This window comes from Psychrobacillus sp. NPDC093200, assembly GCF_050280345.1.
Lineage (GTDB): Bacteria > Bacillota > Bacilli > Bacillales_A > Planococcaceae > Psychrobacillus > Psychrobacillus faecigallinarum.
The window spans coordinates 610,111-635,983 of record NZ_JBNNVC010000001.1 but is presented as its reverse complement, the minus strand read 5'-3'; the positions used below and the strand labels follow the sequence as shown (position 1 = coordinate 635,983).

Annotated in this window: 27 protein-coding genes; 5 read left to right on the top strand and 22 right to left on the bottom strand. The window is 36.1% G+C overall.

What is annotated here, in order from left to right:
* Positions 1-164 precede the first annotated feature (164 nt).
* From ACQKNZ_RS03235 to ACQKNZ_RS03220, 4 genes are all read right to left on the bottom strand, one after another.
* Positions 165-1,163: an LCP family protein gene (locus tag ACQKNZ_RS03235; RefSeq protein ID WP_427658114.1), complete on the bottom strand. Its 999-nt coding sequence runs from the start codon at positions 1,161-1,163 to the stop codon at positions 165-167.
* Positions 1,153-1,680 carry a sigma-70 family RNA polymerase sigma factor gene (locus ACQKNZ_RS03230; protein WP_191696657.1) on the bottom strand — a complete coding sequence of 176 codons (528 nt, stop codon included), beginning with the start codon at positions 1,678-1,680 and terminating at the stop codon, positions 1,153-1,155. Before ACQKNZ_RS03230 ends, ACQKNZ_RS03235 begins: the two co-directional genes overlap by 11 nt.
* 641 nt (positions 1,681-2,321) lie before the next feature.
* Positions 2,322-2,747, bottom strand: a complete 426-nt coding sequence (locus ACQKNZ_RS03225; protein ID WP_427658112.1) for a GNAT family N-acetyltransferase — start codon at positions 2,745-2,747, stop codon at positions 2,322-2,324.
* 144 nt (positions 2,748-2,891) lie between these two features.
* The gene (locus tag ACQKNZ_RS03220) at positions 2,892-3,122 is read right to left on the bottom strand and encodes a hypothetical protein (protein WP_427658110.1); all 231 of its coding nucleotides are present in this window, start codon (positions 3,120-3,122) and stop codon (positions 2,892-2,894) included.
* Between the two features lie 160 nt (positions 3,123-3,282).
* Here ACQKNZ_RS03220 and ACQKNZ_RS03215 point away from each other — a divergent pair, with 160 nt between their 5' ends.
* Both ACQKNZ_RS03215 and arr read left to right on the top strand, forming a co-directional pair.
* The gene (locus tag ACQKNZ_RS03215; RefSeq protein ID WP_427658108.1) at positions 3,283-3,678 is read left to right on the top strand and encodes a VOC family protein; all 396 of its coding nucleotides are present in this window, start codon (positions 3,283-3,285) and stop codon (positions 3,676-3,678) included.
* Positions 3,679-4,459: 781 nt separating this feature from the next.
* Positions 4,460-4,876 carry an NAD(+)--rifampin ADP-ribosyltransferase gene (arr, locus tag ACQKNZ_RS03210; RefSeq protein WP_191696660.1) on the top strand — a complete coding sequence of 139 codons (417 nt, stop codon included), beginning with the start codon at positions 4,460-4,462 and terminating at the stop codon, positions 4,874-4,876.
* 142 nt (positions 4,877-5,018) lie between these two features.
* Here arr and ACQKNZ_RS03205 read toward each other — a convergent pair whose 3' ends face one another.
* From ACQKNZ_RS03205 to ACQKNZ_RS03160, 10 genes are all read right to left on the bottom strand, one after another.
* A complete protein-coding gene (locus ACQKNZ_RS03205) occupies positions 5,019-6,053 on the bottom strand; it encodes an L-threonylcarbamoyladenylate synthase (RefSeq protein ID WP_427658106.1) in 1,035 nt (344 codons plus the stop codon).
* Positions 6,054-6,120: 67 nt separating this feature from the next.
* Complete coding sequence (locus ACQKNZ_RS03200; RefSeq protein WP_340862620.1) at positions 6,121-6,651, bottom strand: stage II sporulation protein R; 531 nt, start codon at positions 6,649-6,651, stop codon at positions 6,121-6,123.
* A 45-nt stretch (positions 6,652-6,696) separates the two neighbouring features.
* Complete coding sequence (gene prmC, locus ACQKNZ_RS03195; protein ID WP_318245385.1) at positions 6,697-7,554, bottom strand: peptide chain release factor N(5)-glutamine methyltransferase; 858 nt, start codon at positions 7,552-7,554, stop codon at positions 6,697-6,699.
* Positions 7,547-8,626 carry a peptide chain release factor 1 gene (gene prfA / locus ACQKNZ_RS03190; RefSeq protein WP_144539690.1) on the bottom strand — a complete coding sequence of 360 codons (1,080 nt, stop codon included), beginning with the start codon at positions 8,624-8,626 and terminating at the stop codon, positions 7,547-7,549. Before prfA ends, prmC begins: the two co-directional genes overlap by 8 nt.
* A gap of 356 nt (positions 8,627-8,982) precedes the next feature.
* On the bottom strand, positions 8,983-9,561 hold the full coding sequence (locus tag ACQKNZ_RS03185) for a thymidine kinase (RefSeq protein WP_144539692.1): 579 nt from the start codon (positions 9,559-9,561) through the stop codon (positions 8,983-8,985).
* A gap of 142 nt (positions 9,562-9,703) precedes the next feature.
* Entirely contained in the window at positions 9,704-9,919 is a 216-nt protein-coding gene (gene rpmE / locus ACQKNZ_RS03180; protein ID WP_144539694.1) for a 50S ribosomal protein L31, read from the bottom strand.
* Positions 9,920-10,072: 153 nt separating this feature from the next.
* Positions 10,073-11,392: an FtsW/RodA/SpoVE family cell cycle protein gene (locus ACQKNZ_RS03175; protein WP_427658102.1), complete on the bottom strand. Its 1,320-nt coding sequence runs from the start codon at positions 11,390-11,392 to the stop codon at positions 10,073-10,075.
* Positions 11,382-11,798, bottom strand: a complete 417-nt coding sequence (locus tag ACQKNZ_RS03170) for a helix-turn-helix transcriptional regulator (protein ID WP_427658101.1) — start codon at positions 11,796-11,798, stop codon at positions 11,382-11,384. Before ACQKNZ_RS03170 ends, ACQKNZ_RS03175 begins: the two co-directional genes overlap by 11 nt.
* The gene (locus ACQKNZ_RS03165; RefSeq protein ID WP_427658099.1) at positions 11,783-12,334 is read right to left on the bottom strand and encodes a sigma-70 family RNA polymerase sigma factor; all 552 of its coding nucleotides are present in this window, start codon (positions 12,332-12,334) and stop codon (positions 11,783-11,785) included. Before ACQKNZ_RS03165 ends, ACQKNZ_RS03170 begins: the two co-directional genes overlap by 16 nt.
* 92 nt (positions 12,335-12,426) lie before the next feature.
* Positions 12,427-13,530, bottom strand: a complete 1,104-nt coding sequence (locus ACQKNZ_RS03160) for a hypothetical protein (protein ID WP_427658097.1) — start codon at positions 13,528-13,530, stop codon at positions 12,427-12,429.
* Positions 13,531-13,741: 211 nt separating this feature from the next.
* Here ACQKNZ_RS03160 and ACQKNZ_RS03155 point away from each other — a divergent pair, with 211 nt between their 5' ends.
* Positions 13,742-14,296 (top strand): sigma-70 family RNA polymerase sigma factor, encoded by a 555-nt coding sequence (locus ACQKNZ_RS03155; protein ID WP_144539704.1) that lies wholly within the window; start codon positions 13,742-13,744, stop codon positions 14,294-14,296.
* A complete protein-coding gene (locus ACQKNZ_RS03150; RefSeq protein ID WP_427658095.1) occupies positions 14,289-15,833 on the top strand; it encodes a hypothetical protein in 1,545 nt (514 codons plus the stop codon). The genes ACQKNZ_RS03155 and ACQKNZ_RS03150 overlap by 8 nt, the downstream gene beginning before the upstream one ends.
* A 65-nt stretch (positions 15,834-15,898) precedes the next feature.
* Here the strand turns inward: ACQKNZ_RS03150 and rho are convergent, their stop codons facing one another.
* From rho to ACQKNZ_RS03120, 6 genes are all read right to left on the bottom strand, one after another.
* Positions 15,899-17,182: a transcription termination factor Rho gene (rho, locus tag ACQKNZ_RS03145; RefSeq protein WP_144539708.1), complete on the bottom strand. Its 1,284-nt coding sequence runs from the start codon at positions 17,180-17,182 to the stop codon at positions 15,899-15,901.
* A 115-nt stretch (positions 17,183-17,297) separates the two neighbouring features.
* On the bottom strand, positions 17,298-18,260 hold the full coding sequence (glpX, locus tag ACQKNZ_RS03140; RefSeq protein ID WP_144539710.1) for a class II fructose-bisphosphatase: 963 nt from the start codon (positions 18,258-18,260) through the stop codon (positions 17,298-17,300).
* 122 nt (positions 18,261-18,382) lie between these two features.
* Positions 18,383-19,660, bottom strand: a complete 1,278-nt coding sequence (locus ACQKNZ_RS03135) for a UDP-N-acetylglucosamine 1-carboxyvinyltransferase (protein WP_144539712.1) — start codon at positions 19,658-19,660, stop codon at positions 18,383-18,385.
* Positions 19,661-19,679: 19 nt separating this feature from the next.
* Entirely contained in the window at positions 19,680-20,327 is a 648-nt protein-coding gene (gene fsa, locus ACQKNZ_RS03130) for a fructose-6-phosphate aldolase (RefSeq protein WP_144539714.1), read from the bottom strand.
* Positions 20,328-20,455: 128 nt separating this feature from the next.
* On the bottom strand, positions 20,456-21,313 hold the full coding sequence (locus ACQKNZ_RS03125; protein ID WP_144539716.1) for a class II fructose-bisphosphate aldolase: 858 nt from the start codon (positions 21,311-21,313) through the stop codon (positions 20,456-20,458).
* A 198-nt stretch (positions 21,314-21,511) separates the two neighbouring features.
* On the bottom strand, positions 21,512-21,868 hold the full coding sequence (locus ACQKNZ_RS03120) for a response regulator (RefSeq protein ID WP_151111370.1): 357 nt from the start codon (positions 21,866-21,868) through the stop codon (positions 21,512-21,514).
* A gap of 604 nt (positions 21,869-22,472) precedes the next feature.
* Between ACQKNZ_RS03120 and ACQKNZ_RS03115 the strand changes: the two genes are divergently transcribed.
* Positions 22,473-22,991, top strand: a complete 519-nt coding sequence (locus tag ACQKNZ_RS03115; RefSeq protein WP_144539720.1) for a DUF2529 family protein — start codon at positions 22,473-22,475, stop codon at positions 22,989-22,991.
* Positions 22,992-23,445: 454 nt separating this feature from the next.
* On the opposite strand, the gene ACQKNZ_RS03110 is transcribed toward ACQKNZ_RS03115, so the two are convergent.
* Together ACQKNZ_RS03110 and rpoE are read right to left on the bottom strand one after the other, a co-directional pair.
* On the bottom strand, positions 23,446-25,041 hold the full coding sequence (locus ACQKNZ_RS03110; RefSeq protein WP_144539722.1) for a CTP synthase: 1,596 nt from the start codon (positions 25,039-25,041) through the stop codon (positions 23,446-23,448).
* A gap of 144 nt (positions 25,042-25,185) precedes the next feature.
* The gene (gene rpoE / locus ACQKNZ_RS03105; protein ID WP_191696666.1) at positions 25,186-25,746 is read right to left on the bottom strand and encodes a DNA-directed RNA polymerase subunit delta; all 561 of its coding nucleotides are present in this window, start codon (positions 25,744-25,746) and stop codon (positions 25,186-25,188) included.
* Positions 25,747-25,873: the final 127 nt, after the last annotated feature.

The window sequence follows — 25,873 nt, the reverse complement described above, 5'->3', positions numbered from 1 at the left end:
TCCTCAACTTTTCTACCTCTATTCAATTCCTTCTTGAAGTAAAGCACCCTTTAGTTGAACATCACTCTTAAAAAGTGCGTTAATCTACATATAATTAATACACCTTTAAATTCTCTTAGTACAAAATTACATCTGTAAGTAATTACTAAATACACCAAAATTTTTTAGTTAAATGTGGTTAACTCTTTTGAAATAGAATTTAAAAAATCTTTTTCAAATTTAATATAGTAAGCCTCATCTATCATTACATCTTTCATTCCATCGATTAATGATACCGATTGTATCAAGTCAGATTCCATTTTATTCTCTAACAATTGTTCAATTGGAATATTGCCTTCTATTTTAGTAGCAAATTGTTTTAATTGTGTTTGTGGTAATACGTTTAATGTTTGATTTATAACCGCATTCATTAGGTTTAACTGGTTTTCTTCACCCAATTTTCCTACTGTAGCAGCCATCATTAATGCCACAACCTCTTCTCCATTCAAACGATTCGTCCCCTTTTCGAATTCAAATGACACTCTAGATATAGCTCTTACTTGAATATCTTCTTCCAAATAGTATTCTATACCATTCACTGAGTCAATCAACGTTGAAAGAGTTTCTAGATCCATAACAGCATAATAATCGATGGGTAAATCAAATAACTTAGAAACTGTTGTTCTTACATTTTCAGCCCCTCCCGAACCGTAGGCATAAGCAAGTGTCAATTTATCATATGAAGTAGTCCCATCATTCTTATCCACTATCGGAGCATAAGTATCACGAGGGATAGATAGAACTTTCATCGTCTTTTTATCTTTACTATAAGTAAGTAAAAGGTTAAGAGGAATTCTAAGATTGTCATCTTTCACCGTAAATAGAGTGGTTAATAACTCATCTTCCTGGAATACTGATTCACTTGCATTACTGCTGTTAGATTCTTTATTGAAGTTTCCAGATAGAATCGATGGAAGAAACAAGAACATACTCAAGCCTAACAATAATAAGGAAACTGTAAATGGAACAATTTTTTTAGAAGAAACATGAAACTTCTTTTGTTCATGATGATTCTTCTCCCGTTTATGAATTTGTTCAAATACTTCATTACGATCTTCTTTCGTAAACCTTAGTTCTTGATCTGACGCGTTATAAAATCTATCTCTTAATCGTTTATCTGCCATTTAGTTCCGCCTCCTTTATCATCGACTCTAGCCTTTGTTTTGCTCTTCTCAATCGAGTTTTCACTGTATTCACTGGAATATCTAAAACTTCGGCAATTTCCTCCGTCGTAAATGAATCATAATAGTATAGATAAACGACTTCTAGATACACTTTTGGTAGAGAAAAAATAGTATCTTTTATTTCTTCATTATTGTATTTATCAATAACTGTTTTTTCTGTTGATGGTAATATCGACTTTGCTGTTACATTAATAAAACTTTTTACCTGTACCATTTTGTAATTCCAACTTTTTAAGTGATCCTTACATTCGTTAATTGTTATACGAAATAGCCATGTTTTTATTTGTGCGTCAAATCGAAACGAATCAAGGTTTTTGTAGCATTTGATGAACGTATTTTGAACCATATCCTTAGCTGTCTCTGTATCTTTCACATAAGAAAATGCCAATCGTACCAACTCATTACCATATTCAATCATCATTTTTTCTAATATGTAATCTTTTTCTTCTCTGTCCAATTTACTCCCCCCTTTCAACCTACTTCAAATTCTGCTATTAGACGATTATCAATTCATAATAGGTTCAATTTCTTAAAAATATTTAATATTGAAGACAGATTCTATTCTAATCGACGTTTAATATTTAATTTTTCTTTCTAATATTCATAGAAATGCATGCCTACAATTATAACTGAAATACAAAACCTGTATCTTAGATTACCAAGCAATCATAGATACAGGCTTATGGTTTATAATTATTCAATATTTCACTATTCTGCCGCATTGGTTCAATAAGAAAAAAGTTTTACTCCTTCTTGAGGTAGATCACCCATTACTTTAATAACAAAGTTCCATGTTAACGTAATAAAACAATATTAATCCTCATTAATCTCTTTTAATCTTATCGTCCACATTATTTCTATTAGGTTGAACAAGCCAAATTACGAATAGGAAAAAAATCCAAAGCAAACTCTAAATAACGTATTTAAAACTCTGCTGTCATATATATCTATAAATAATTTAAAAATAATATTAATGGAATAACTGTATGATATATCTAACAACCCTCTAAATATCTGGAAATTATTCAAAAAAAATAAGATTACTATAAGCTTCATTATGCTTTCACTAATGCACCTGTTTGTTCAAGAAGAAATTTTTCATTTTCTATGCAATACATATTGAGACTTACTGAACTTAAAGTTATTTTTCTCGTAAAACGAAATTAAATCTTCTCCACAAAATAGGCTAATAACATCAATATGAGTGAGTTCGTCCAACAATTTTGATACAAGTTTCGTTCCTATACCTGTATGTTGAAATTCATTATGTATAACTACATCTTCAATGTATGCCCTAAATTTATTGTCTGAAATCGCTCTTGCAAACCCAATAAGATTATCGTCAATCCACGCACCAATTGATATATTTTGTTTTAGCATTTCTTCAATATCTTGCTCATTTCTTTCTTCCCACCAACCTGCATTTTTATAGAGCATCATAAGTTCAGTGCCTTTAAATGGTCTTTCAGAAAAACTTAAAAATTGCATATTCAAGCTGTCATCCCCCTTTGGCTTTTCATTCATTTTTCAATTATAGTATAGAGCTCTCTTCTTCAACTAACCTACGTCGTTAGTTCAATATGAAAAAGTCACCTCAAAAGGCAGCAAAAAGGCTTTACTCCTTCTTGAAGTAAAGCTACCCGCTTGCAAGTACAATTGAACCAACAGTTATCCAAAGTGATTATGAAACCACCAAACAATAAGAACCATACTCACTATTCCCCAAACTGTGGTACTCACTATCCACCAAATGATGGATTTAGATTTTGTTGAACTTTCCTCTTCATCCATATTTGCTGTTATAAAATCGAGCTTACTTTCCATACCTTTTTTCATAGAAGTGAGAACAACAAATCCGATTATTATGAAACCAATAGATATCCAGAGTAATATGTCCACCTTTTTTACCTCCATTTTTTTGTGTGTGAATTACTTTCCTTTCAATCTTCTTTATTCAATTATCCTGCAACGTTTGTTCAATAAAAGGCTTGAAACTTAAGAGGGATTTCTTAATTGAGTGTAGAAAAATATATGTGTAAACAAAACACAGGAGGCTACTATGACTAATTTAATATCACATATTGCTACAATGGAAATACCTGTTACTAATTTAGAAGAATCTATAGCGTTTTATATCGATATCCTTGGTGCCGAAGTCCACTTTCAAGGAGATAAAAATGCTATGCTTACTATGAAATCAAAAGGAGTTCCAACGATTTTTTTGGTTGAAACGGAAGAAATTAATGGATTATCATTCAGAAATACAAATACTAATATCGTTCATAGCGTAATTGACTTTTATACTCCTTCCTTAAAAGAATTATATGAGTGGCTTGAAGGAAAACAAGTTGAAGTTGGTCCTTTAAATTTACAAGGCGAATTTGGAGGTTTTGGATTTAAAGATCCTTCTGGAAATTGGTTAAGTGCCTGCAATATTCTTCACCCAGAACAGTAAAAAATCTTTTTTTCTATTTGAGTTACTGGCGTAATTTTTTTGCGCCTTTCTTTCTAGTACACATAATGAGTCTAATGCGAAATAAAAACTACCATTCTCTTCTCATTTTTTGGGTTCAATTTTTATGTCTTCTATTTGGTCTAAAATCCAAGGATGATTTCCCTCTTTCGAATAAGTTGTAAAATATTCTTTATTTCCTCCATTAGATTCCAAGCCATCTCTTCATTTACAACGATTTTAAAAGTATTTTCTTCCGTGTCATTATTCGGGTCATAAGCTTTTATCCACTAATTGTCCGAGTGACCTTTCTCCATTATTTTCAAATAAGACGTTGTCGATGTATATGGTCCAACACAAGATGTAAGTACCATTGATACACATAAGAGTATAAAAATCAGAGTTTTTTTCATTGTCTCCTCCGCAAGACTTTTTATCTTAAGTAATGTTCTCTGTTCCATCGAATAGTTCCTTCTAAGCTGCTTCGTTAATTTAAGTGTAACATTTCACACAATGGACCACCGATATCTAATTGATGTTTTTGGACGTAAAAATAGACCATCAAGTTGATGGTCTTGTATAGCTACAGCACTGTAAGCTTAAGTATTATTTTTCACAAAAAAAATGATTGCTAATTAAAAGGTAAAAAGGTAATTGTCGTTCAATATCATTCTTTCTACTTACATTATACCATTACTTACAGGTTAAATATAGGCTACTCTTTTTTTAATCCCCATACTATACTAGTATTCCAAATCTAAAAATATAAGGAGTGTATAAGTATATGAATGACAAAACAGATATCCTAGATAACGGTCCTTTTTTTCATGGTACTAAAGCAGAACTAAAAATTGGAGATTTATTAGAAGCCCAACACTTATCAAATTACCAAGATAAAAAATCTAACTATATTTATTTTACTGCAACCTTAGATGCTGCTAAATGGGGTGCCGAATTAGCAAGATCTAAATCAAAAGAAAGAATTTATATTGTAGAACCATTAGGTTTTTTTGAAAATGATCCGAACTTAACTGACAAAAGATTTCCTGGAAACCCAACACGTTCTTATCGTTCTAAATCTCCTTTGAAAATAATCGCTGAATTAAGTTCATGGGAAAGACATTCCGACGAAGAAGTAAATCATATGCTTACATCATTAAAAAAGTTAAGTGAACAAGGAAAAAATGTAATATACGATTAATCCAGAATATCTATAAGGTAATAATTTAGGATACCAAAAATTAAGGAAGAAGCCTGATCCTGACTTACGCCAAGATCGTCCTCTTAAATTTTCTCTAGTATCTGTAATAAGAAATGGCACTTAAAAGTCTTTTTTGCTTTTCTTAGTCATTTCCCAAATACCATTTGCCATTTGCGGCTTTTTCTAAACGATTCATAATCGCCGCTCCAACTCCTGTTTTCGGAAATACTGGAACGAGTACTATATCCGCATCCGTATCGTCACAACTTCTAAGCGCCTGATACAACAAATGAGCAGCTTCATCTATTTGGCCGTCGTTTCCTAATGTGAAATAATAGTCAGCCTCTGGCAACTGGAACTGCTCTGTTGCAATTAGAGCCGCTTTTTTTTGTTCTCTATGTATGCTTTCAATAGCTTTACGAATAGAATTTAACGACGCATCTATTAAAAAAACAGGAGCATTTGGTGCATAGTGAGCATACTTCATCCCTGGCGCTCTTGGTGCTTCCGCTCGATCTGTCAGCTTAGCTTCATTAACAGGGCCAATGACTTGCTCAAGCATTTCCTTCGTAATCCCACCTGGGCGCAGGATAGTTGGTATTTCAATAGTACAATCTAACACTGTTGATTCTAATCCCATTCCTGTTACTCCACCATCAATTATGGAAGGAATTCTTCCGTTTAAATCGTGTAATACATGATTTGCTTTCGTCGGACTTGGTTTTCCACTTCTATTGGCACTTGGAGCGGCAACCGGTTGCTTTAGTTGTCTTAGTAGTTTTAAAGCTACTGGATGATTAGGCATTCTTACTCCAACCGTATTCAATCCTGCACTAACATTGTTCGCTAATATGCCTGGCTTTAATGGTAATATCAGCGTCAATGGTCCTGGCCAAAATGCATCCATGCACTCCTGCGCTATTTTCGGTATATCCGAAATAAACTCATGAATTTCTTCATTAGAGCCAATATGAACAATAAGGGGATTATCCTGTGGTCTTCCCTTTGCTTCAAATATTTTTGCTACTGCTTGTTCATTAGTAGCAACTGCTCCTAAGCCGTAAACCGTTTCAGTTGGGAAAGCAACAACTTCGCCAGTTTCTAATAAATGAACAGCTTGTGCATAAGTTGCTTCTTCTGTGGACAAGTTACCCACAGCTAAAATTTTTGTATTCATACATAATCTCTCCCTTCTTCCATTCTTATCCACAAAATGTTGATAACTTTCAGATTATTGTGGAAAACTATGTGGAAAATTTCTTCTTTAACCATTCCCATACAAAAAACTTAGGCTTTTCCTCTTTTACTTCTTCTTTATAACAAGCCTTTGGAAATAGGCCACACCACCAATTGTCTCCTCTACCACTTCCAATTGAAATGACAATCGCCTCGACATTGGTTTGAGCAGCAATTCCACTCTCCCATTCCTTAGGAGGGAACATAGTTTGCCCCTTAGTAATTGTCATCTTTTCTTGGAAGCTTGATGATAAGCTTTCCACAACTTTCTCAAGTTCTGTATATGTTTGTTCTGGGTTCATCTCGTAATTGATAAGCATTGGAGCTATTATTTCCTGTACTTCTTTCTTTACCTGTTGATCGTAGACAGTATTACTATTTGCAACTAAGCGAAAGCGCATCGCTTCAGTTTGTTCTGTATCGTGGATAAACAAAAACAAAAATGTTTGAATGACTAATAGCATCCATACAAATAGAATTGTTGCGTCAATTTTTTGTCCTACTGAGGTTGCTCTTTTTATCTCGTAATCTGGTAACATATAACATTCCTCCCTTAGGAACATTGTTACCAATAGATTCATATCTTATTCAGCATTTGTACAAAAAACAAAACGATTTTTTCCATTGATATCCTTAACAATCTCTACCTTCCCATTAGGAAAAGCCTTTTGAAGCATATTTGCTACTGCCTCTCCTTGTTCATAGCCAATCTCAAAACCTATTAAACTTGGTATTTTCATCAAACTTGGGAGATTTACAGCCATTTTTCGATAAAGCTGTAATCCATCCTCCTCAGCAAACAAAGCTAAATGTGGCTCGAAATCGATGACTGTATCTGATAAGGATGGAGCTTCATCATGCCCAATATAAGGAGGATTAGATAACACTATGTCCCACTTTTCATCCATAATCGGCTGCAATAAATCTCCGTGTTTGAAATTAATAGTTGCCTCAAGTCGCCTAGCGTTATGACTTGCAACCTCTAGCGCCTTTTCAGAAATATCGGTTGCTGTTACTAGAGAATGAGGTATTTCTTTTTGAATAGTTACAGCTATTGCTCCGCTCCCTGTTCCTATATCTGCTATATGCAGGGGATCCCCATCTCTAAATATTACGGATGCGCGTTTTTTTACTTCTTCTATTAATTCTTCCGTTTCTGGGCGAGGAATCAAAACAGACTCATTTACTAAAAACTCTCGGTCGTAAAAAGTTTCCTGACCAATAATATATTGAAAGGGTCTTCCCGTCGTATGCTCCTCTACATAGCTCCAGAAAGTATTAAAATCTTCTGTGGATATCTCCTCATACATAGCCATTATAAGCTGCGAATAATTTTTTCCAAGGACAAATTGTAATAGATAGCGGGCTACTTCTTTTTCACGATTATTTTCCCCTAAAAAAGAAGAAGCCCGATTTAGGGCCTCATAGATTGTCTTAGACATTCGTATCATTCATTCTTTCTAGTTTTTCTGCTTGATCTTCTAAAATTAGCGCATCAATGACTTCGTTCAGCTTGCCCTCTAAAATTTGGTCCAGCTTTTGAATAGTCAAACCGATACGATGATCAGTCACTCGATTTTGTGGATAATTGTAAGTACGAATTCGCTCTGAGCGGTCTCCGGTACCTACTGCAGACTTACGAACTGCATCATACTCCGCTTGTGCCTCTTGACGGAACTTGTCCGCAACACGAGCACGAAGAATTTTCATTGCTTTTTCTCTGTTTTTAATTTGAGATTTTTCATCCTGCATTGAAACAGTAATACCTGTAGGTAAATGAGTCATACGAACGGCCGACATCGTTGTGTTAACCGATTGTCCACCGGCACCTGAAGATGCAAAAGTATCCACTCGAACATCCTTTTCATGAATATCCACGTCTACTTCCTCAGCTTCCGGAAGTACTGCAACCGTTGCAGTTGAAGTATGAATGCGTCCACCTGACTCCGTTTCCGGAACACGTTGCACACGATGTGCACCATTTTCATATTTCATCTTAGAAAAGGCATTGTTACCATTAATCATGAAGATAATCTCTTTAAATCCACCTAGACCTGTAGGCGAGGATTCCATAATATCGATCTTCCAGCCTTGCGTCTCCGCAAAACGGCTGTACATTCGGAACAAGTTACCTGCAAATAGTGCAGCTTCGTCACCACCAGCTGCTCCACGAATTTCCATAATAACGTTTTTGTCATCATTCGGATCTTTTGGGATCAATAAAATACGCAAGCGCTCTTCTAGCTCAGCAATTTGGCCTTCCAGCTCACTTACCTCTTCCTTTACCATCTCACGCATGTCAGCATCAAGCTTTTCGTCAAGCATTTGCTTTGCATCTTGGTATTGGCTTTTTACTTCCTTATACTCTCGATAAGCATCCACTGTTGGCTGCAAATTCGACTGCTCTCTTGAATAGTCTCTTAGCTTATTTGTGTCATTGACAACATCTGGATCACTAAGCAATTCATTTAAATTATTATAACGGTCTTCTACCGATTGTAATCGATCAAACATCGAGCTCACCTCGTTCATTTATGTGTCTAATAGTACTATTATAAAGAAAAAGTACAGTCCTTGCTACTTTTTCTGTTTTGCTTCAACTGCATACTAAGAGCTTTTAAGCTAACGAGTGAATAGATGACTGCGCTATTTATTAAAAGGCTCGCGAAGATGCAATTTCGCTCGCTTCCCACTCATTTACCAAAATGCAGGTTTAAATGAACCTTCTCTGCAAGGTTCTGGACCATTTCCGCAAGGTTTGTCTCCGTCTCTGCAAGGATCTGGCTGAACTCCGCAAGGTTCGTCGCCATCTCCGCAAGGTTCCCCGGCTTTCAAATGAAATACCTACTTAACTTACTTAATCACGCACTTCAATGAGTTAGCGGAGGATTAGCATGGCATTTACGGCAAACCGGATAATAGGAGTCATTGCCTCCGATTTGAATTTGTTCACCTGTGTATACTGGGTGACCCTTCTCGTCTACTCTCAGATTCATAATTGCTTTACGATGGCAGAACCAGCATATTGTTTTCATTTCTTCAATTTTATCGGCATAAATCAGCATATATTTGCTTCCTTCAAACATTTCGTTTTGGAAGTCATTTTTTAAACCAAAGCCCATGACCGGAATATCAAGCTCATCTACTATTTGCGTAAGCTGAAGAACATGCTCTTTTTTTAAGAATTGCACTTCATCGATTAGCACACAATACGGTTTTGGATCAATTTCTTTTACTAATTCAAATAGGTCCGTGTCATCAAAAATAGCATTGGCTTTTCGTTTCAATCCGATTCTACTAGAGACGTGTCCGACCTCATCACGTGTGTCGATACCAGGTGTGAAAATAACGACTGGTTTATTTTGTTCCTCGTAGTTATGGGCCACCTTTAAAATTTCAATTGATTTTCCACTGTTCATTGCGCCATGCTTAAAAAATAGTTGAGCCATGATATATCTCCTTACTTATCGACTATGTATTTTTCTTCTATCTATTTATATCATACGAGGGGAATACCTGAAACTCTTTTAGACGAATTGTCACAAACAAAAATACCTGCAAAGCACTAGGTGCTCTGCAGGTATTTTGTTATTAGTTTTGTGTTTCTTCTTTAATTCCGTATTTTTTGTTGAAGCGATCAACACGGCCATCCGCAGCTGCGAATTTTTGACGTCCAGTATAGAATGGGTGACATTCGTTACAGAACTCGACTTTAATGTCTGATTTTACAGAACCAGTTGTGAATGTGTTACCACATGAACATGATACTGTTGCTTCTTTGTAATCGGGATGAATTCCTGCTTTCATCTCTATCTCTCCTCTCGCCCTGAACCATCTGGAACAGAGTTGGTTATGAAACTGATACCTTACACGATCCGATTGATGTCAATCGCATATGTAGCAGAAATGTATAATCTTACGTATCATATAATAACACGTCATCTTGTTCTATACAAGTCATTAGTTTGCATTTAATTTTGAAAACGATACATCCTGTATAAAGTTTTTGCGTCTGTAGACACTGAGAACCAACCCTAACAAGAAGGAATTGAGAACGGTCGGCATAAATCCGTAGCTTAGAAACGGCAGTGACAAAGATACTATAGGAACCACTCCGAGCGTCATCGCAACAGTATATATGAATTGTGTAGAGAAAATTGTAATACATCCTATAATCAGTAGTCTACCAAAGGAATGCTTGGTCATTAAAGAGATTCGTATAAAGCGAATAACGAATAAGCTTAATAGTAAAACTAACCCGAGGCCTAAAGCTAATCCATAAGATTGTATTAAATGTCCAAACACCAAATCTGTATGAGCGGTTGGAATGGTATGGGAAGTTCCAGAGCCAAACCATTTTGCTCCTTGTAGAAGATCAGAGAGCAGTACATACATATAACCCGCATTTTCAGCATAAGCAAGTGGATTTAAATAACCTAATAAACGAGCAATCTGATAGTTCTCTATAATGCCATTTTGATAGCTGAGCCACATAAATATTATGTAGCTAATGATTAAAGTCGCCACAGCTCCGACTACTATAACTTTTTGCTTTCTAGAAAATTTACTATACATAAATAACACGCCAACAAGTACACTGTAAATAAATAATGCCGACAAATTTGCTATATAGCTAAACAAAAGGAATGATAGCGACACTAACACAATCCCTTGCCATAGTGCAAAGGTTTCTTTAGTAAACAATGCTGACCAGGCAATGAAGTATAGCGGAATAGCCATCCAAACCTGCAATTTTAATGAACCTATCTCAAACATTACTTCACCGTTTATTTGAGTGTTGTGAAAAACATATAAGAATATAATAAATAAAGAAGCTATACCGTAAAAAATATAACCCCATTGCGCAAACTTTCGATAATCAAAATACATCAATCCAATAGCTACGACAAATCCAAGAATTATATGAAGTATATGATTAGACAAAAATAAAGGAATCATATGACCAAATCTGTAATCATACTGTGGTTGATGTAAAGCCAAAATCGGCAAAAAGCTAAGAAATAGTATTCCGATGAATAAAGACAGGAGTAGCCAATCTATTTTAGGCTTGTGGACCTTGTTCAATGATTTACCAAGCTCGATAGGACTGCCCATTTCTGATGCTGCTTTATCTTCTGCGTCTGTTTCCGTATATCCTTTTGTCATCCAAGCCATTTTCGAGTGTTCCATATGTTTAGCTAGCTCAGCTTCCACATAGACCTTTGCCTCTTTGGAGCGAATATGGGCTACAACCGACTGTAAATATTGCTTAATGTTCATCGGTGGTCACCTCTAGAAATAACTGCTTAAGAGAGAAACGATTAGATGGTGAAGGACACTCTTTTTGCAATAGTTTCTTACCTTTTTTCGATAATCTATAATATTTTTCACCGTCTTCTGCCCAAAAGGAATCTATTATTCCGTTTTGTTCTGCCTGATGAAGATGGGTATATATGCAGCCCTCATTAGAAAGGATAGATTTTTCCCCCGTTATATGTAGAATCTCTGCTAGCTCTCTACCAGTCTTTGACTCTATTAAAAAAGGTAATATTACTTCTGTTAAAGCAACTGGAGAGATTTGTCTGATTTGATCGTTCACTTTTTGCTGAAGTTCCTCCGAAAATTGTAGGCTCTCAAACGTAGTATTTTTCATGGCTTTTTTTAATCCTTTTAATCTCTCTTCCATTCGGATCCCTCCAATATACCCTTTAATAATAATTTACCTTTGCGTAGCCTTGTTTTAATTGTATTTTCGTTACATTGTAAGACGGCTGCAATTTCCTTAATAGATAATTCTTCAAAATAAAATAAAAAGATCACTTCACGATATTTAATAGGTAAGTTCATAACAGCTGCTGTAAGTTCTGTATCCTCGTCCTGTTGTACAATGACTTGTTCAACACTTGAAGATATAGTTGCTCTACTTAAAATAGCATCTTCTGTTACCTTTACGTTCTGGTAGTACCAGCTTTTTAAATAGTCCTTGGCATGATTGATGGCAATACGCCACAGCCATGTTTTAATGGATGACCGCCCAGTATAGGTTGGTAGCCCCTTGAAGCACTTCACAAAAATTTCTTGCGTTAAATCCTCTGCCAGAGCTTCATTATGTACATAAGCATATACTAGCTGCAATATATCTTGACCATATGTGTTCATCAATTCATCGATAAGCTGCTCATAATTCGTTGATTTAGCATCTGCTACAAATAATTCTTCCACCTTCTTCCCCCCTTTTCGCACATTAGACGAGTGTGGAGGCGAAAAAGTTTGCATTATTTATTCTTATTCTTCATTTGTTAGCGATAACATAACTATTCCATCTTGTAATTTAAATAAGGAAAAGCATTATCAGATGCTGCATTTTCTAATTCCTTTAAGCATAGTGCTAATCTATTCTTAATCATCTCTTCATCGCCCATTTGTTGCCTCACCTTAGAATTTAAGACATCTTCATTTAATATCTCATAGTGCTCATAAGCCTCTAATAATATCCACAAGATGTATTCATCCAATAAATTCTTATAAAAATAATCATTGCCCTCTATATAGCCTTCAATAAAACCTTCTGAAATACGTCTCAATATATTTGAATACTGATTATAAGAGTGTTTTTTATATCTATCCGTATTTGAATAGGCTGGAAGAAGGAAGTTATAACAAAAAACGAAAAAACCAGCATATTTCATATCAAAATCTAATCTTGGATATGGATCAATAATAGAAAGGTTATCTATATTAAATATAATATTCTCTGGTGTTACATCTTGGTTGACCAGAGATATCTTTTGTGGGCTTTTCCTTCTATCTTCTATTAATTTTAATATCATATTTCCAACTTTATCGCGATTATATGATAAACTGGTATCTTTCAACTTGTTTAATATTCTTATATAAAAGTCATTATCCATTTGCCAAATTTGACTTACTTCTTGTTGTAACTCTCCTTCAAGACGCTCACCATTCCATTCAAGATTGCCGTACCCATTTAAATCAGGATTTTTTCCGTGCATTATTTTAAGAAAGTTTCCGATTTTCTCTCCTACTTCAAATGCTTCAGAAAGTTCAAGGCTCTTAAATGTTTTTTCACCACCCATATAACTTTCAATGTTAAAAACTAAGGAATCATCCATGTAATATTCATAGAAAGAAGGACTTATTGAATCCATACACTGATTTGCTTGTAAGTAATAAGCCTTTGCAGATTCATATTCAGTAATCAAGTCAATATCCTTAAAAGCTTGAATTTCCCCATAAGCTATCTTTTTCCTAACCCTTAGTACAAGGTCATCCTCGTTTTTCCTCTCTACCCTGTAGACCTTATGCCAAGCTCCCTCACCTAGTTCTGTAATACCTTCCATCTTTATATTTTCATTTTTAAATTTACCAATGATATTATCAATTTCAACCTTTTTCATTATTAGTTTCCTTTCTGGCAACAGTTTTTAGACTTGCCTCCGCCTCTGTTATTAAGTTCAATAAAACACTAGATAATCCTTCATTACTTTAGTTGAATAAAAATAATCATTTAATATTAAATAATAACCAGCTAAAAAAACAAAACTCTGTGGTAAATTTCTTACAACCAAATAGAACTTGCTTCGTCTAACAATTGAAAGGGTGTAGAGGATGGTTCAAAAAGAAGATATAAAAGTGGAAGACAGAAGGGACATAAGTAGTGAGGAAAAACTTGAATGGTTAATGAATGAATTTGGTGAAAATGTAGCTCGTTTAGCATTCACTTATATGAAGCAGAAGCAACTCGCTGAAGATATTGCACAAGAAGTATTTATAAAATGTTACGAAAACCTAGACAACTTTCGTTATGAGTCTTCTTATAAGACATGGTTATACAGAATCACGGTGAACTTGTGTAAGGATAAGTTAAGAAGTTGGTCTTTTAGAAATATCGTCCTGACAGAATTTTTTTCAAAAACAAAGAGTACAAATAAATCGCCTGAAATGGAAATCATCAGTTTAGAAGATAAACAATTGATTTCTGAAAAAATTCTTTGCTTACCAGTGAAGTATCGAGAAATTGTTATTTTATATTATTACGAAGAGATGTCTTATAACCAAATCTCTGACTTATTAAATCTCAGCTTACAAACAATTAAGTCCAGACTACATAGGGCTCGCCTTTTGTTAAAAAATTCACTAGAAGGGAGCAAAATAAATGGATAAGATATTTAAAAATATTACAGATAATATGAACCAAACTGTTTTAAAGGACATTGATTTTAATGAAAAAAATAAAGAAAAAGTAAGACAAGCGATAGAAAATAGAAAAAAGAAACGGTTTAAACTAAAGCCAACTGTTCACTTTCTATTACCTTTAGGTGCAACATGTCTGTTTTTTTTAGGAATAAGTTATTTTATTTTGAGTGAATTAGGGATCTTATCTACAGAAAACCAAACTGTTATTTTTAATAATACCAGTGAGAATGTTTTAAATGTCCCAGAAAACGAAATGTCTTTTATTAAACCACCTGCCAAGGAAGAATCTTTTGAAGATATGACAAAAGAGGATGTTTTTTTAAAGATGTTAAATTCAGTAGATAATTTTGATACAGCAGCCGGTAAATTTGTAAATTATAACATTTATGCTGATGATTCAGATAGTAAGGATATCACTGAGTTTAAAGTAAGTATAAAAAATGAAATCGGCGGCTACGAAAAAAGTACAAATTTATTTGACCAAAAATTGATTCAAGAAATCAATTATAATAACGAAAAAATTTGGATAAAATATCATGATACCAAGACTTATTTTGTCAATGACTATCAACAGGCACCAACTCAAGATACGTTAACTCTTGAGGAAGCGCTTAGTATTAGCTTAAAAGATATATATAAATCTGATAACGATTTTAGGGAACGGCCACCAATCGGCGGATCAGGCATATCCTTATTCCCCTATGAAGAAGCCTCTATTTATTTAAGAAATATGAGTTTATGGGAAATTGAAAAACAAAATGAAGCATTGTTAGATCATAACACTATTGTTCTAAACGGAAAAATCGATGACCAAGTGAAAAGTCGATTTAACATGATAGGAACTATTGACACATTCCGTTTTTGGGTAGATAAAGATACTGGAATCTTAATTAAATACGAAACGTATGATATAAATGGTGAACTAGCTAGTTATCTTCATCCTGAATATTTAGTCGTGAATAGTGAAATTAATCTACAAGAATTTGTACCAAAACTAGATGGCTTTAAACCTTTCGTCAAAAAGGAATTTTTACATCCTGATCCAAAAGAAGAAGAAATTGAAATGGTAGCCCAAGCTGATACTATTAAAGAAGATAGGGACGCTGTTATGGAACTACTACGTAAGGATTTACCTTTTTTATATGAATTCAATCATCCTGATCTTGAAATCTTCTCAGCAATGTATGAGAAATATCAAAACTTTAACCATGGGTATCTTACGTATACGTATAAGAATGACCTAGGTGTATTTTACCTACGAACATATCATAAAAATTCTCTTATTCGTACTACCAGTGATTTTGAAAAAGATAAGGGAGAAATGAAAGAAACTTTTACTGTAAACGGAATAGAATGGAGATCATATGAGCTAAGTAATCTTACAGGTACTCATTTCATTGGAAGCAAAGATGAATATATTTATGAGGTAGTGAGCCAAGTGAGCGGATCAGTTACTTATCAAGAGACCAAGGATTTATTAAAATCTTTTAAGCCAATCAAATAAAAACATTTAAAAGAGGGTCCTGACTAATGTCAGAACCCTCTTTTATTCTTACAGATATTTTAACTTTAAAGTGTTACTTTCCCGCTACGATGTGCTTTCATTTCTTCGGTTAATTGCTCGAAGAAGCCTTCGTTCGTTTTAGATTGACGAAGCTTTTTTAAGAAGCGCTCTGCAAAATCGGAAGAATCTGAAAATGTTTTACGAATAGCCCATAGTTTATCCAACTGGTCTTTAGGTATAAGTAATTCTTCTTTTCTCGTTCCGGAGCGACGGATGTCAATCGCAGGGAAGATTCGGCGCTCGGCAAGACTACGGTCTAAGTGAAGCTCTAGATTACCTGTTCCTTTAAATTCCTCATAAATAACTTCATCCATACGCGATCCAGTGTCTACTAAAGCAGTGGCTAGAATTGTTAAGCTTCCACCCTCTTCAATATTACGGGCAGCTCCGAAAAAGCGTTTTGGACGGTGGAATGCCGCTGGGTCAATACCACCTGATAAAGTACGTCCGCTTGGCGGAATGACAAGGTTATAGGCACGCGCTAAACGAGTAATAGAATCCATTAGGATGATAACATCGCGTTTGTGTTCTACGAGACGCATAGCTCTTTCTAATACAAGCTCAGCAACCTTGACATGGTTTTCCGGTACTTCATCAAAGGTTGAGCTTACTACATCAGCTTTAACAGAACGCTCAATGTCCGTTACTTCCTCTGGACGCTCGTCTATCAACAATACAATTAGCTCAGCATTTGGATGGTTCGTAGTAATTGCATTAGCAATCTCTTTAATCAACAATGTTTTCCCGGCTTTTGGTGGTGCCACGATCAGTCCACGTTGACCATATCCAACTGGTGCTACTAAATCCATAATTCTGGTAGATAGTTTCTCTGGTGTCGTTTCCAATTTGATATGACGATCGGGATACAAAGGTGTAAGCCCCGGAAAATGTACTCGCTCTTTTGCGATTTCTGGGTCTTCTCCATTTACAAGCTCTACATGAAGAAGTCCATAATATCGTTCACTTTCTTTTGGAGGACGTACTTTTCCAGTTACTTTGTCGCCATTACGCAAATCAAATCTTCTGATTTGTGAAGCTGAAATATAAATATCTTCAGAGCTAGGAGAATAGTTAATAGGTCGTAGGAAACCAAAGCCCTCCTGCTGAATAATTTCTAAGACACCTTCCATGAAGAAAAAGCCTTCTTGCTCTGCGCGAGACTTTAAGATTGCAAAAATAAGTTCTTTTTTTGATAATTTGCTATAAGCAGCTATTTTGTACTTGCGCGCGAGAGTATAGAGCTCTTTTAGCGTCATATTCTCTAATTCATTAATTGTTGTTTGTGTCATTAGCACGCACCACTCTTTACTATATTTTATTGTTTACTTTACTGGATTAAAAGGAAAGAAGTTTATTTAGAGGATACCCGATAGCGGACTATCGGGTATACAAAGAAGTTTAGTTTTATAGTACTAAATTCGGTTTTTTGTTTAAACTGTGACGGCCTTCTACGAAACGAATAGTTCCGGATTTCGCACGCATTACAATGGAATGGGTTGAACCAAAGGCACCCTTAAATTGTACTCCTCGAAGAAGCTCTCCATCAGTAACTCCAGTTGCAGCGAAGATTGCATCATCGCCTTTAACAAGGTCATTCATACGTAAAACCTTATTGACATCTAGCCCCATTTTCTTACATCTTTCAAGCTCTGCTTCATCTTGTGGGACAAGCTTACCTTGAATTTCTCCGCCTAAGCATTTTAATCCAACAGCTGAGATAACTCCTTCTGGAGCTCCACCCATGCCGAATAAGATATCTACGCCTGTATCGTCAAAAGCAGTGTTAATAGCTCCAGCGACATCTCCATCAGTGATTAACTTGATACGAGCCCCTGCAGCTCTAATTTCATCAATTATTTTTTGATGACGGTTGCGGCCTAAGATTGTAGCTACAACATCTTCAATATCTTTGTTTTTTGCACGTGCTACAGCACGTAAATTATCAAGTACAGATGCGTTTATGTCTACTTGGCCAACCGATTCAGGTCCTACTGCCAATTTTTCCATATACATATCTGGTGCATGAAGTAAATTTCCGCGATCTGCAATTGCTAGAACTGCTAAAGCATTCCAGCCTCCAGAAGCTACGATATTAGTACCCTCTAAAGGATCTACTGCTACATCGACTTGAGGACCTCCTGTGCCATGTCCAAGCTTTTCTCCAATGTATAACATTGGTGCTTCGTCCATCTCACCTTCCCCAATTACTACGACACCCTCCATTGGAATTGTGTCAAATACTGTTCGCATTGCAGTAGTTGCTGCATCATCTGCTTCATTCTTTAATCCGCGTCCCATCCATCGGGCAGATGCAATTGCGGCTGCTTCTGTTACTCGGACTAATTCCATTGATAAACTACGTTCCATTTAGTTTGTGCCTCCCGTTTTACGGTTTGTGTATAAATATACAACTTTGTTTCTTCCGATATCATTGTAGCATATTTGTCAAATAAGAAAAGAGGAGGTAAGGGTACCTCCATCCTTCAAATTTATCCTTTATTTACTTCAATTTCTTGAACTTCCACTCGTCTTATATCTGCTCCAAGACCTTGCAATTTCTCAATAAGTGAACTATATCCTCTATCAATATGATAGATATCTTGGATTTCAGTTTCACCTTCAGCTATCAGCCCTGCTAATACGAGAGCAGCACCTGCTCGAAGGTCACTAGCTCGGACAGTTGCGGCTTCAAGCTTAACAGGACCTGTTAAGACTGCAGTTCTACCATCCACTCGACCATTTGCATTCATTCGACGAAGCTCATCGATTTGTTTAAAACGTGCTGAGTATATGGAATCTGTAATAACAGAAGTACCCGCAGCCTGAGTTAACAATACTGAGAATGGTTGTTGCAAGTCTGTAGGAAAGCCTGGATACACGAGCGTCTTAACATCTACCGATTGTAAGTTTTCTGCTTTTGGTATAAAAATTTTCTCTTCCTGCTCTTCTACCGTAATACCTATTTCTCGCAGTTTGGCAGTTAATGCCTCAACATGGAAAGGAATAACATTATCAATGGTTACACCATCTCCTGCAATGGCCGCCATAATCATGAATGTCCCTGCCTCAATTCGATCAGGGATGATGGTGTGTTTTGTACCATGTAGTTCTTCTACCCCGTCAATGCGGATGACGTTCGTCCCTGCTCCCTTTATGTTAGCACCCATATTTGATAATAAAGTAGCAACATCAATAATCTCAGGCTCTTTTGCGGCATTTTCAATAATAGTTCTGCCTTTTGCAAGAACTGCAGCAAGCATAATATTAATAGTAGCACCAACGCTGACAACATCTAGATATATCTTAGAGCCTACTAGCTCGTCTGCTCTTAAATAGATTGCGCCATGCTCGTTGCTAACTTCTGCACCTAATGCCTCAAAGCCTTTAATATGCTGATCTATAGGTCTTGGGCCTAAATGACACCCTCCAGGAAGGCCAATTGCCGCTTTCTTAAATTTACCTAACATCACACCCATTAAGTAATAGGAAGCGCGTAATTTCTTTATATTTCCGTTAGGCATTGGCATATCTACCACATTAGTAGGGTCTATTACCATTGTCCCATTAGAGAAGGTCACTTTGGCTCCAACCTCTTCTAGAATTTCCTTTAATGTGAAAACATCTAATATTTCAGGTAAGCCTTCTATCGTAACAGGAGAATTCGCCATTAACGAAGCTGGTATAAGGGCTACTGCACTGTTTTTTGCACCACTTACTTTAATCGTGCCTCGGAGGCTCTTTCCTCCTTTTATTTTATAAACTTCCATAATGTTCTCCTTCGTGTTGTTACTCGCTTTTACGGTTATTCCAATCTGCTAAGAAACCTTCTATCCCCTTGTCAGTTAAAGGGTGATTGAAAAGCTGTTTTAAAACTTTAAATGGAGTAGTGGAAATATGTGCACCATTTAATGCTGCATCAGTAATATGTTGTGGATGTCTAATCGATGCAGCAATAATTTCAGTATCGATGTTATGAATGGAGAAAATAGTTGAGATTTTTGCTATTAATTCCATACCGTCATGGCCAATGTCGTCTAAACGACCCAAGAATGGGGATACATATGTTGCGCCTGCGCGTGCCGCCATTAAAGCTTGGTTTGCACTAAAGATAAGCGTTACATTCGTTTTGATGCCTTCTGAACGAAATACAGAGCAGGCCTTTAATCCTTCTGGTGTCATTGGAAGCTTTACCGTAATATTTGGTGCAATGGCAGCTAATTCTCTACCTTCCTTAATCATACCTTCTGCATCTAGTGCAATAACCTCTGCACTTACAGAGCCATCTACTAAAGCTGTGATTTCACGTAAACGATCATGAAAAGAAATGTTTTCTTTTGCAACTAATGATGGGTTTGTTGTAACTCCAGAAATAACTCCCCATGAATGTGCTTCTTTAATTTCGTCAAAGTTTGCTGTATCGATAAAAAATTTCATATTAATAATATCCTCCTCATGATGGAAAAACAGGAGAAGGCTCTCTTTTTTAACTCTGTTTCTCAGATTCAAAGCCTAAGATAGAGCCTATAAGTCGAGCACTTCTCCTTTATATCTATTTATATTTCTTATGCTTTGTTAGAGCTTCCGAACTCACGCATTTTTCCAATAACGGTTGCTTTAATCGCATCACGCGCTGGAATTAAATATTTTCGTGGATCGTATTGGTGTTCATTTGCAGCCAAATACTCACGAATTGCTTTTGTAGCTGAAATTTGGTTTTCAGTATTAACATTAATTTTAGCAGTACCTAAAGAAATAGCACGAGTAATATCTTTCGTTGGGATCCCTGTACCACCATGTAGCACTAATGGTAAATCAGCTAACTTAGATATTTCCTCCATTTCTTTAAACCCTAAATTCGGCTCTCCTTTATATGGACCGTGTACAGAACCAAGAGCAGGAGCCAGACAGTCAATAGCAGTACGTTTAACTAGATCCGCACATTCAGTAGGGTCAGCATAAATAACTCCGTCAGCAATTACATCGTCTTCTTGCCCACCAACAGTCCCTAGCTCTGCTTCAACTGACACATTGTGAGCATGAGCGTATTCAACTACTTTTGAAGTAATCTCAACGTTTTCCTCGAAAGGATGGTGTGATGCGTCAATCATGACAGAAGTGAATCCAGCATCGATTGCAGCTTTACATTTTTCAAAGCTTGAACCATGGTCTAAGTGGATTGCAACTGGAACCGTAATATTATAGTCCACCATTAATCCTTTAACCATATGTACAACTGTAGTAAATCCACCCATGTACTTAGCTGCACCTTCGGAAACACCTAAAATAACAGGTGATTTTTCTTCTTCAGCTGCCTGTAAAATAGCTTGCGTGAATTCCAAGTTATTAATGTTGAATTGTCCAACTGCATAGCCTTCTTTTTTACCTTTTTCAAGCATCTCTTTCATTGAAACTAAAGCCATTGAAAAGGACCTCCTATATTTTAATTGTGCATCGTAAATATTATCAAAATGCTAAGTAGGACGCCCTACTAAACGATAGTTCATAATCTATTATGCCCTATTTGTTATCCGAAAAAACCGTTTAGAGGTAACCTGCTTATTTCCAACATTATCATAACAAAAACAGGCGATGTTTTCCACTGCCTGCTCATGTGCTTGTTATTTTAGTAAATTATTCACAGCGTCCCTTACTTCAAAGATATCAAAAGGCTTGGTAAAATAAAGTGAGGCACCTAAATCCATCGCTTCTTGAATGAGGTTTAACTCTCCATATGCCGTCATCATCATAATCGGTAGATCTGGAAAGTCTTTTTTCATCTTTTTTAGAATTTGAATTCCGTCCATTCCTGGTATTTTCATATCTAGTAATACACCATTAATTGGTTTTTCTTCTACAAGCTTTAATGCCTCATAACCATTGGACGCTAAGCTAATTTCATATCCTTCTTGGGCAAACACCTCTTTTAAAAGCATTCGTATCCCAAGTTGATCATCTACAATCAATAAGTGTTTCATGAAGGAAGACCCCTTTTTTTACCGTATTTTCGCGTATTATAATATTCGCTATTAAACGTCGACTTTCCTCTTTCTTTCTTACAAATTTATTGTAAAAAGGATAAAAATCCCGTTTAAAGAGTACCTTATTAAAGACAAGAAAAGATAAAAATTTACGTAATGAACGAATATAGCATGGAATTTTTATCAATTAAGTTAAGCTGAGTAAGCATTTGCCACCAGTTTGCTCCTCACGTAACAACACAATCCCATTTACTTGTCGATGCAAATGTAAGCGTTTGCGCTTTTCTTGTTTGTCTAGCGCAAGCAGCCTTGCCCCTCGAGGTCAAATGAGTTAAAGCTCCGGTGGCTGAAGAGCTGCCTCCTCGCTTTCCCCCATTTGCTTGTCGGGGCAAACATAGGCGCTTGCGCTTTTCTTGGTTGTCCAGCGCAAGCAGCCTTGCCCCTCGAGGTCAAATGAGTTAAAGCTCCGGTGGCTAAAGAGCTGCCTCCTCGCTTTCTCTCATTTGCTTGTCGGGGCAAACATAGGCGTTTGCGCTTTTCTTGGACAAGTAGCTATAATGAAACCAAAAATTCTTATATAATAGTTGAGAGGTGAAATTAAATGAAAATGCTCACGACACAGCTTTCTGGACTATTTCAAAGAATTGCAAGTTCCGAGGAAGAAAATATAGACGACACAGCTCGTCTACTTGCACAAGCTGCAGCTGGTGAAGGAAAAATCTATTTTGCTTCATTTGAAGAGATGGAAAGTATTTCTATCAATGCAAAGTATGCAGCCGAACCATTTCCACGTATGGAGCAATGGAAGCCTGATATCACTTTGACAAGTGCAGATAGAGTATGGATTCTCACTCGTTCCTCTACAAATGAGGAAGCGCTAGCTCTTGCTAAGAAGTTAAATGAAAATTTTATCCCTTTTAGCGCTCTAGCTAGTGAACCGGCGGAAGAAGGAAATATGCTCTTTGACCTATCTTATACATATATTTCCTTGAAAATTACAAAAGGATTACTACCCGCAGATGATGGTTCTCGACTCGTTCAACCCCATGCTTTAGCTGGATTATTCATTTACGAGGCTGTTAAGTTACAGCTGGATGAAATGATTAAGGGAGAAGAATAAAGTATTATTTCATGGAGGCTAGTTGAGAAAGCTAGCCTTCTTTTAATGCCATTTATTAAGTTATCTCAAAGTCTATTTCCAATTTTATGTTCTTTTCACCGAAGTCTCACAACTAATTTTGGATAATAATTACACAAAATTAAGCGAGAATCTTAGTATGTATAAGTGTTCATCATCTACTTTATATGCCTTGTTTCTTTCTTAATTCCTCACTTTATTTAGTTTTTTTCATATTTATATCATAACTTAAAATACATAATTTTTACATTAAATTATTGAAATTTCAAATTATAAATTATCACTATTTTTATATAACATTACATATAAACCAATATTATCCTATTACTTAGCAATTCTCAATAGGACCTATATACCGGACTTTTTATCCTATTAAAATGAATTAAAAATAAAAAAATGCAGTTCGATTACTAGTCGAACTGCATTTTTCAAATTATTATTCTCCGACAGAAGCTTTAATAAATTCACGGAATAGTGGTTGTGGACGCTGAGGGCGTGACACAAATTCCGGATGGAACTGTGATGCTACGAAGAAAGGATGTTCAGAAAGCTCGATAATTTCGATTAAGCGACCATTTGGACTTGTCCCTGAGAATATAAATCCAGCAGCTTCGAATTGCTCACGGAACTCGTTATTGAACTCATAACGATGACGATGACGTTCATATACAAGTTCTTCTCCATATGCTTGTTGTGCCTTAGAGCCCGGCGTCAGTTTACATGGATACAATCCAAGACGAAGCGTACCACCTAGGTCCTCTACATCTTTTTGTTCTGGTAATAGGTCAATTATAGAATGCGGTGTACTTGGGTCTAGCTCTGTTGAGTGTGCCCCCTCTAGGTTTAACACGTTACGAGCGTATTCAACTGTAGCTAATTGCATACCTAAACAAATTCCTAAGAAAGGTACTTTGTTCTCACGAGCAAATTTAATCGCAGAGATTTTCCCTTCTACTCCTCGATCACCAAATCCACCAGGAACAAGAATACCATCAACATCAGAAAGAATTTCAGCGACATTTTCATCATTCACATGCTCTGCATTTACCCAGTTGATTTCTACATCAGCATCAAAAGCATATCCAGCATGCTTCATTGCTTCTACAACAGAAATATAAGCATCTTGAAGCTCTACGTATTTACCTACTAGACCGATGCGTACTTTTTTGGATAAAGACTTAACTTGATCGACCAAACCAAGCCAATCTGTCATATCAGCTTCTGGTGTTTTTAGTTGGAAGTGATCCACAACAATTTGATCTAAATGCTGTGCTTGTAGGTTTAACGGAATTTCATATAGAGAGTCAGCATCGATACATTCGATTACTTCTTCTGGTTTAATATCACAGAACAATGCAATTTTATCCTTCATGTCTTGTGGTACAGGCATTTCTGAACGAACAACAATGACATTTGGTTGAATACCTAAGCTACGAAGTTCTTTTACACTGTGCTGAGTTGGTTTAGTTTTCATTTCACCAGCAGCCTTGATAAATGGAACTAGCGTACAGTGAATGTACATAACATTATTGCTTCCTACGTCACGTTTCATTTGGCGGATTGTCTCAAGGAAAGGAAGTGATTCAATATCTCCTACTGTTCCACCGATCTCTGTGATAACGATGTCAGCTTGAGTTTCTCTAGCAGCAAGGAATAAACGTTCTTTAATTTCGTTTGTAATATGTGGAATAACTTGTACAGTTCCACCATTGTAATCGCCACGACGCTCTTTTCTAAGAACAGAGGAATACACTTTTCCTGTTGTAATATTAGAATATTTATTGAGATTAATGTCGATAAAACGTTCGTAGTGACCTAAGTCTAAGTCAGTTTCCGCTCCATCATCAGTTACGAATACTTCTCCATGCTGATAAGGACTCATTGTTCCAGGATCTAGATTGATATAAGGATCAAATTTTTGAATAGTAATTTTCAATCCTCTATTTTTTAACAAACGCCCAAGAGACGCGGCTGTAATACCTTTACCAAGTGAAGATACAACCCCACCAGTAACAAAAATAAATTTAGTCATTGTCGTTCCTCCTATATATGGTGTACCAAATAATAAAAGCGCTCCTCCTGCTGGTTTTAGCAGGGGAGCGCGTATGCACATGAGTACGTCTCTTCAAAAAGAGCCCAATAAAATCTTATAGCGTTTAGATTAAGAAGTCAAGGATTATTCTTCGTCTTCATCCTCTTCGTCTAGTTCCTCATCATCTATGATTTCGAATTCATCATCATCCTCATCAATCAGGTCTTCCTCGATAACGTCTACTTCATCGATTTCCTCTTCTACAAAATCGATTGCAACGTCATCCTCTTCATCGTCATCATCATCGTCGTCGTCTTCAGTAAATTCATCGAATTCCTCTTCAAAGATGATTTCATCTTCATCCAAGTCATCAAGATCGTCTAAATCATCCACTGCTTTTGCTTTCTTCTTACGTACTTTGACTGTAGGAGCAGTTTCTTCCTCAATTTGTTCCACTGGGTACCATTCTCTTAGGCCCCATTGATTTTCAGCAATCGCAAGGAAGCGTCCGTCAATATTCATATCTGTGTAGAATTGTGGCTTACGAGCTGCCATTTCCTCATCTGTAAAGCCGTTCAAATTTTGAATTTCATCGAAAAGCTCCGTTAATGTCATCGAGTTTTTCTTATCTTCTAGTATGGCAAAACCAATATCTATTAATGATTCTTCTTGTAGTTGTGCTGTTGTCATTTCACGAAAATTCAAATCGTGCACGTCCTTTCTGTTTCCGCTTGCATACTTTCCATTATATACAAACAATTATGTTATATGCTACATTCATTTATTCTTTTTGAAAAGAGATATTTTCCTACCAACTATAGAAAACAAATAA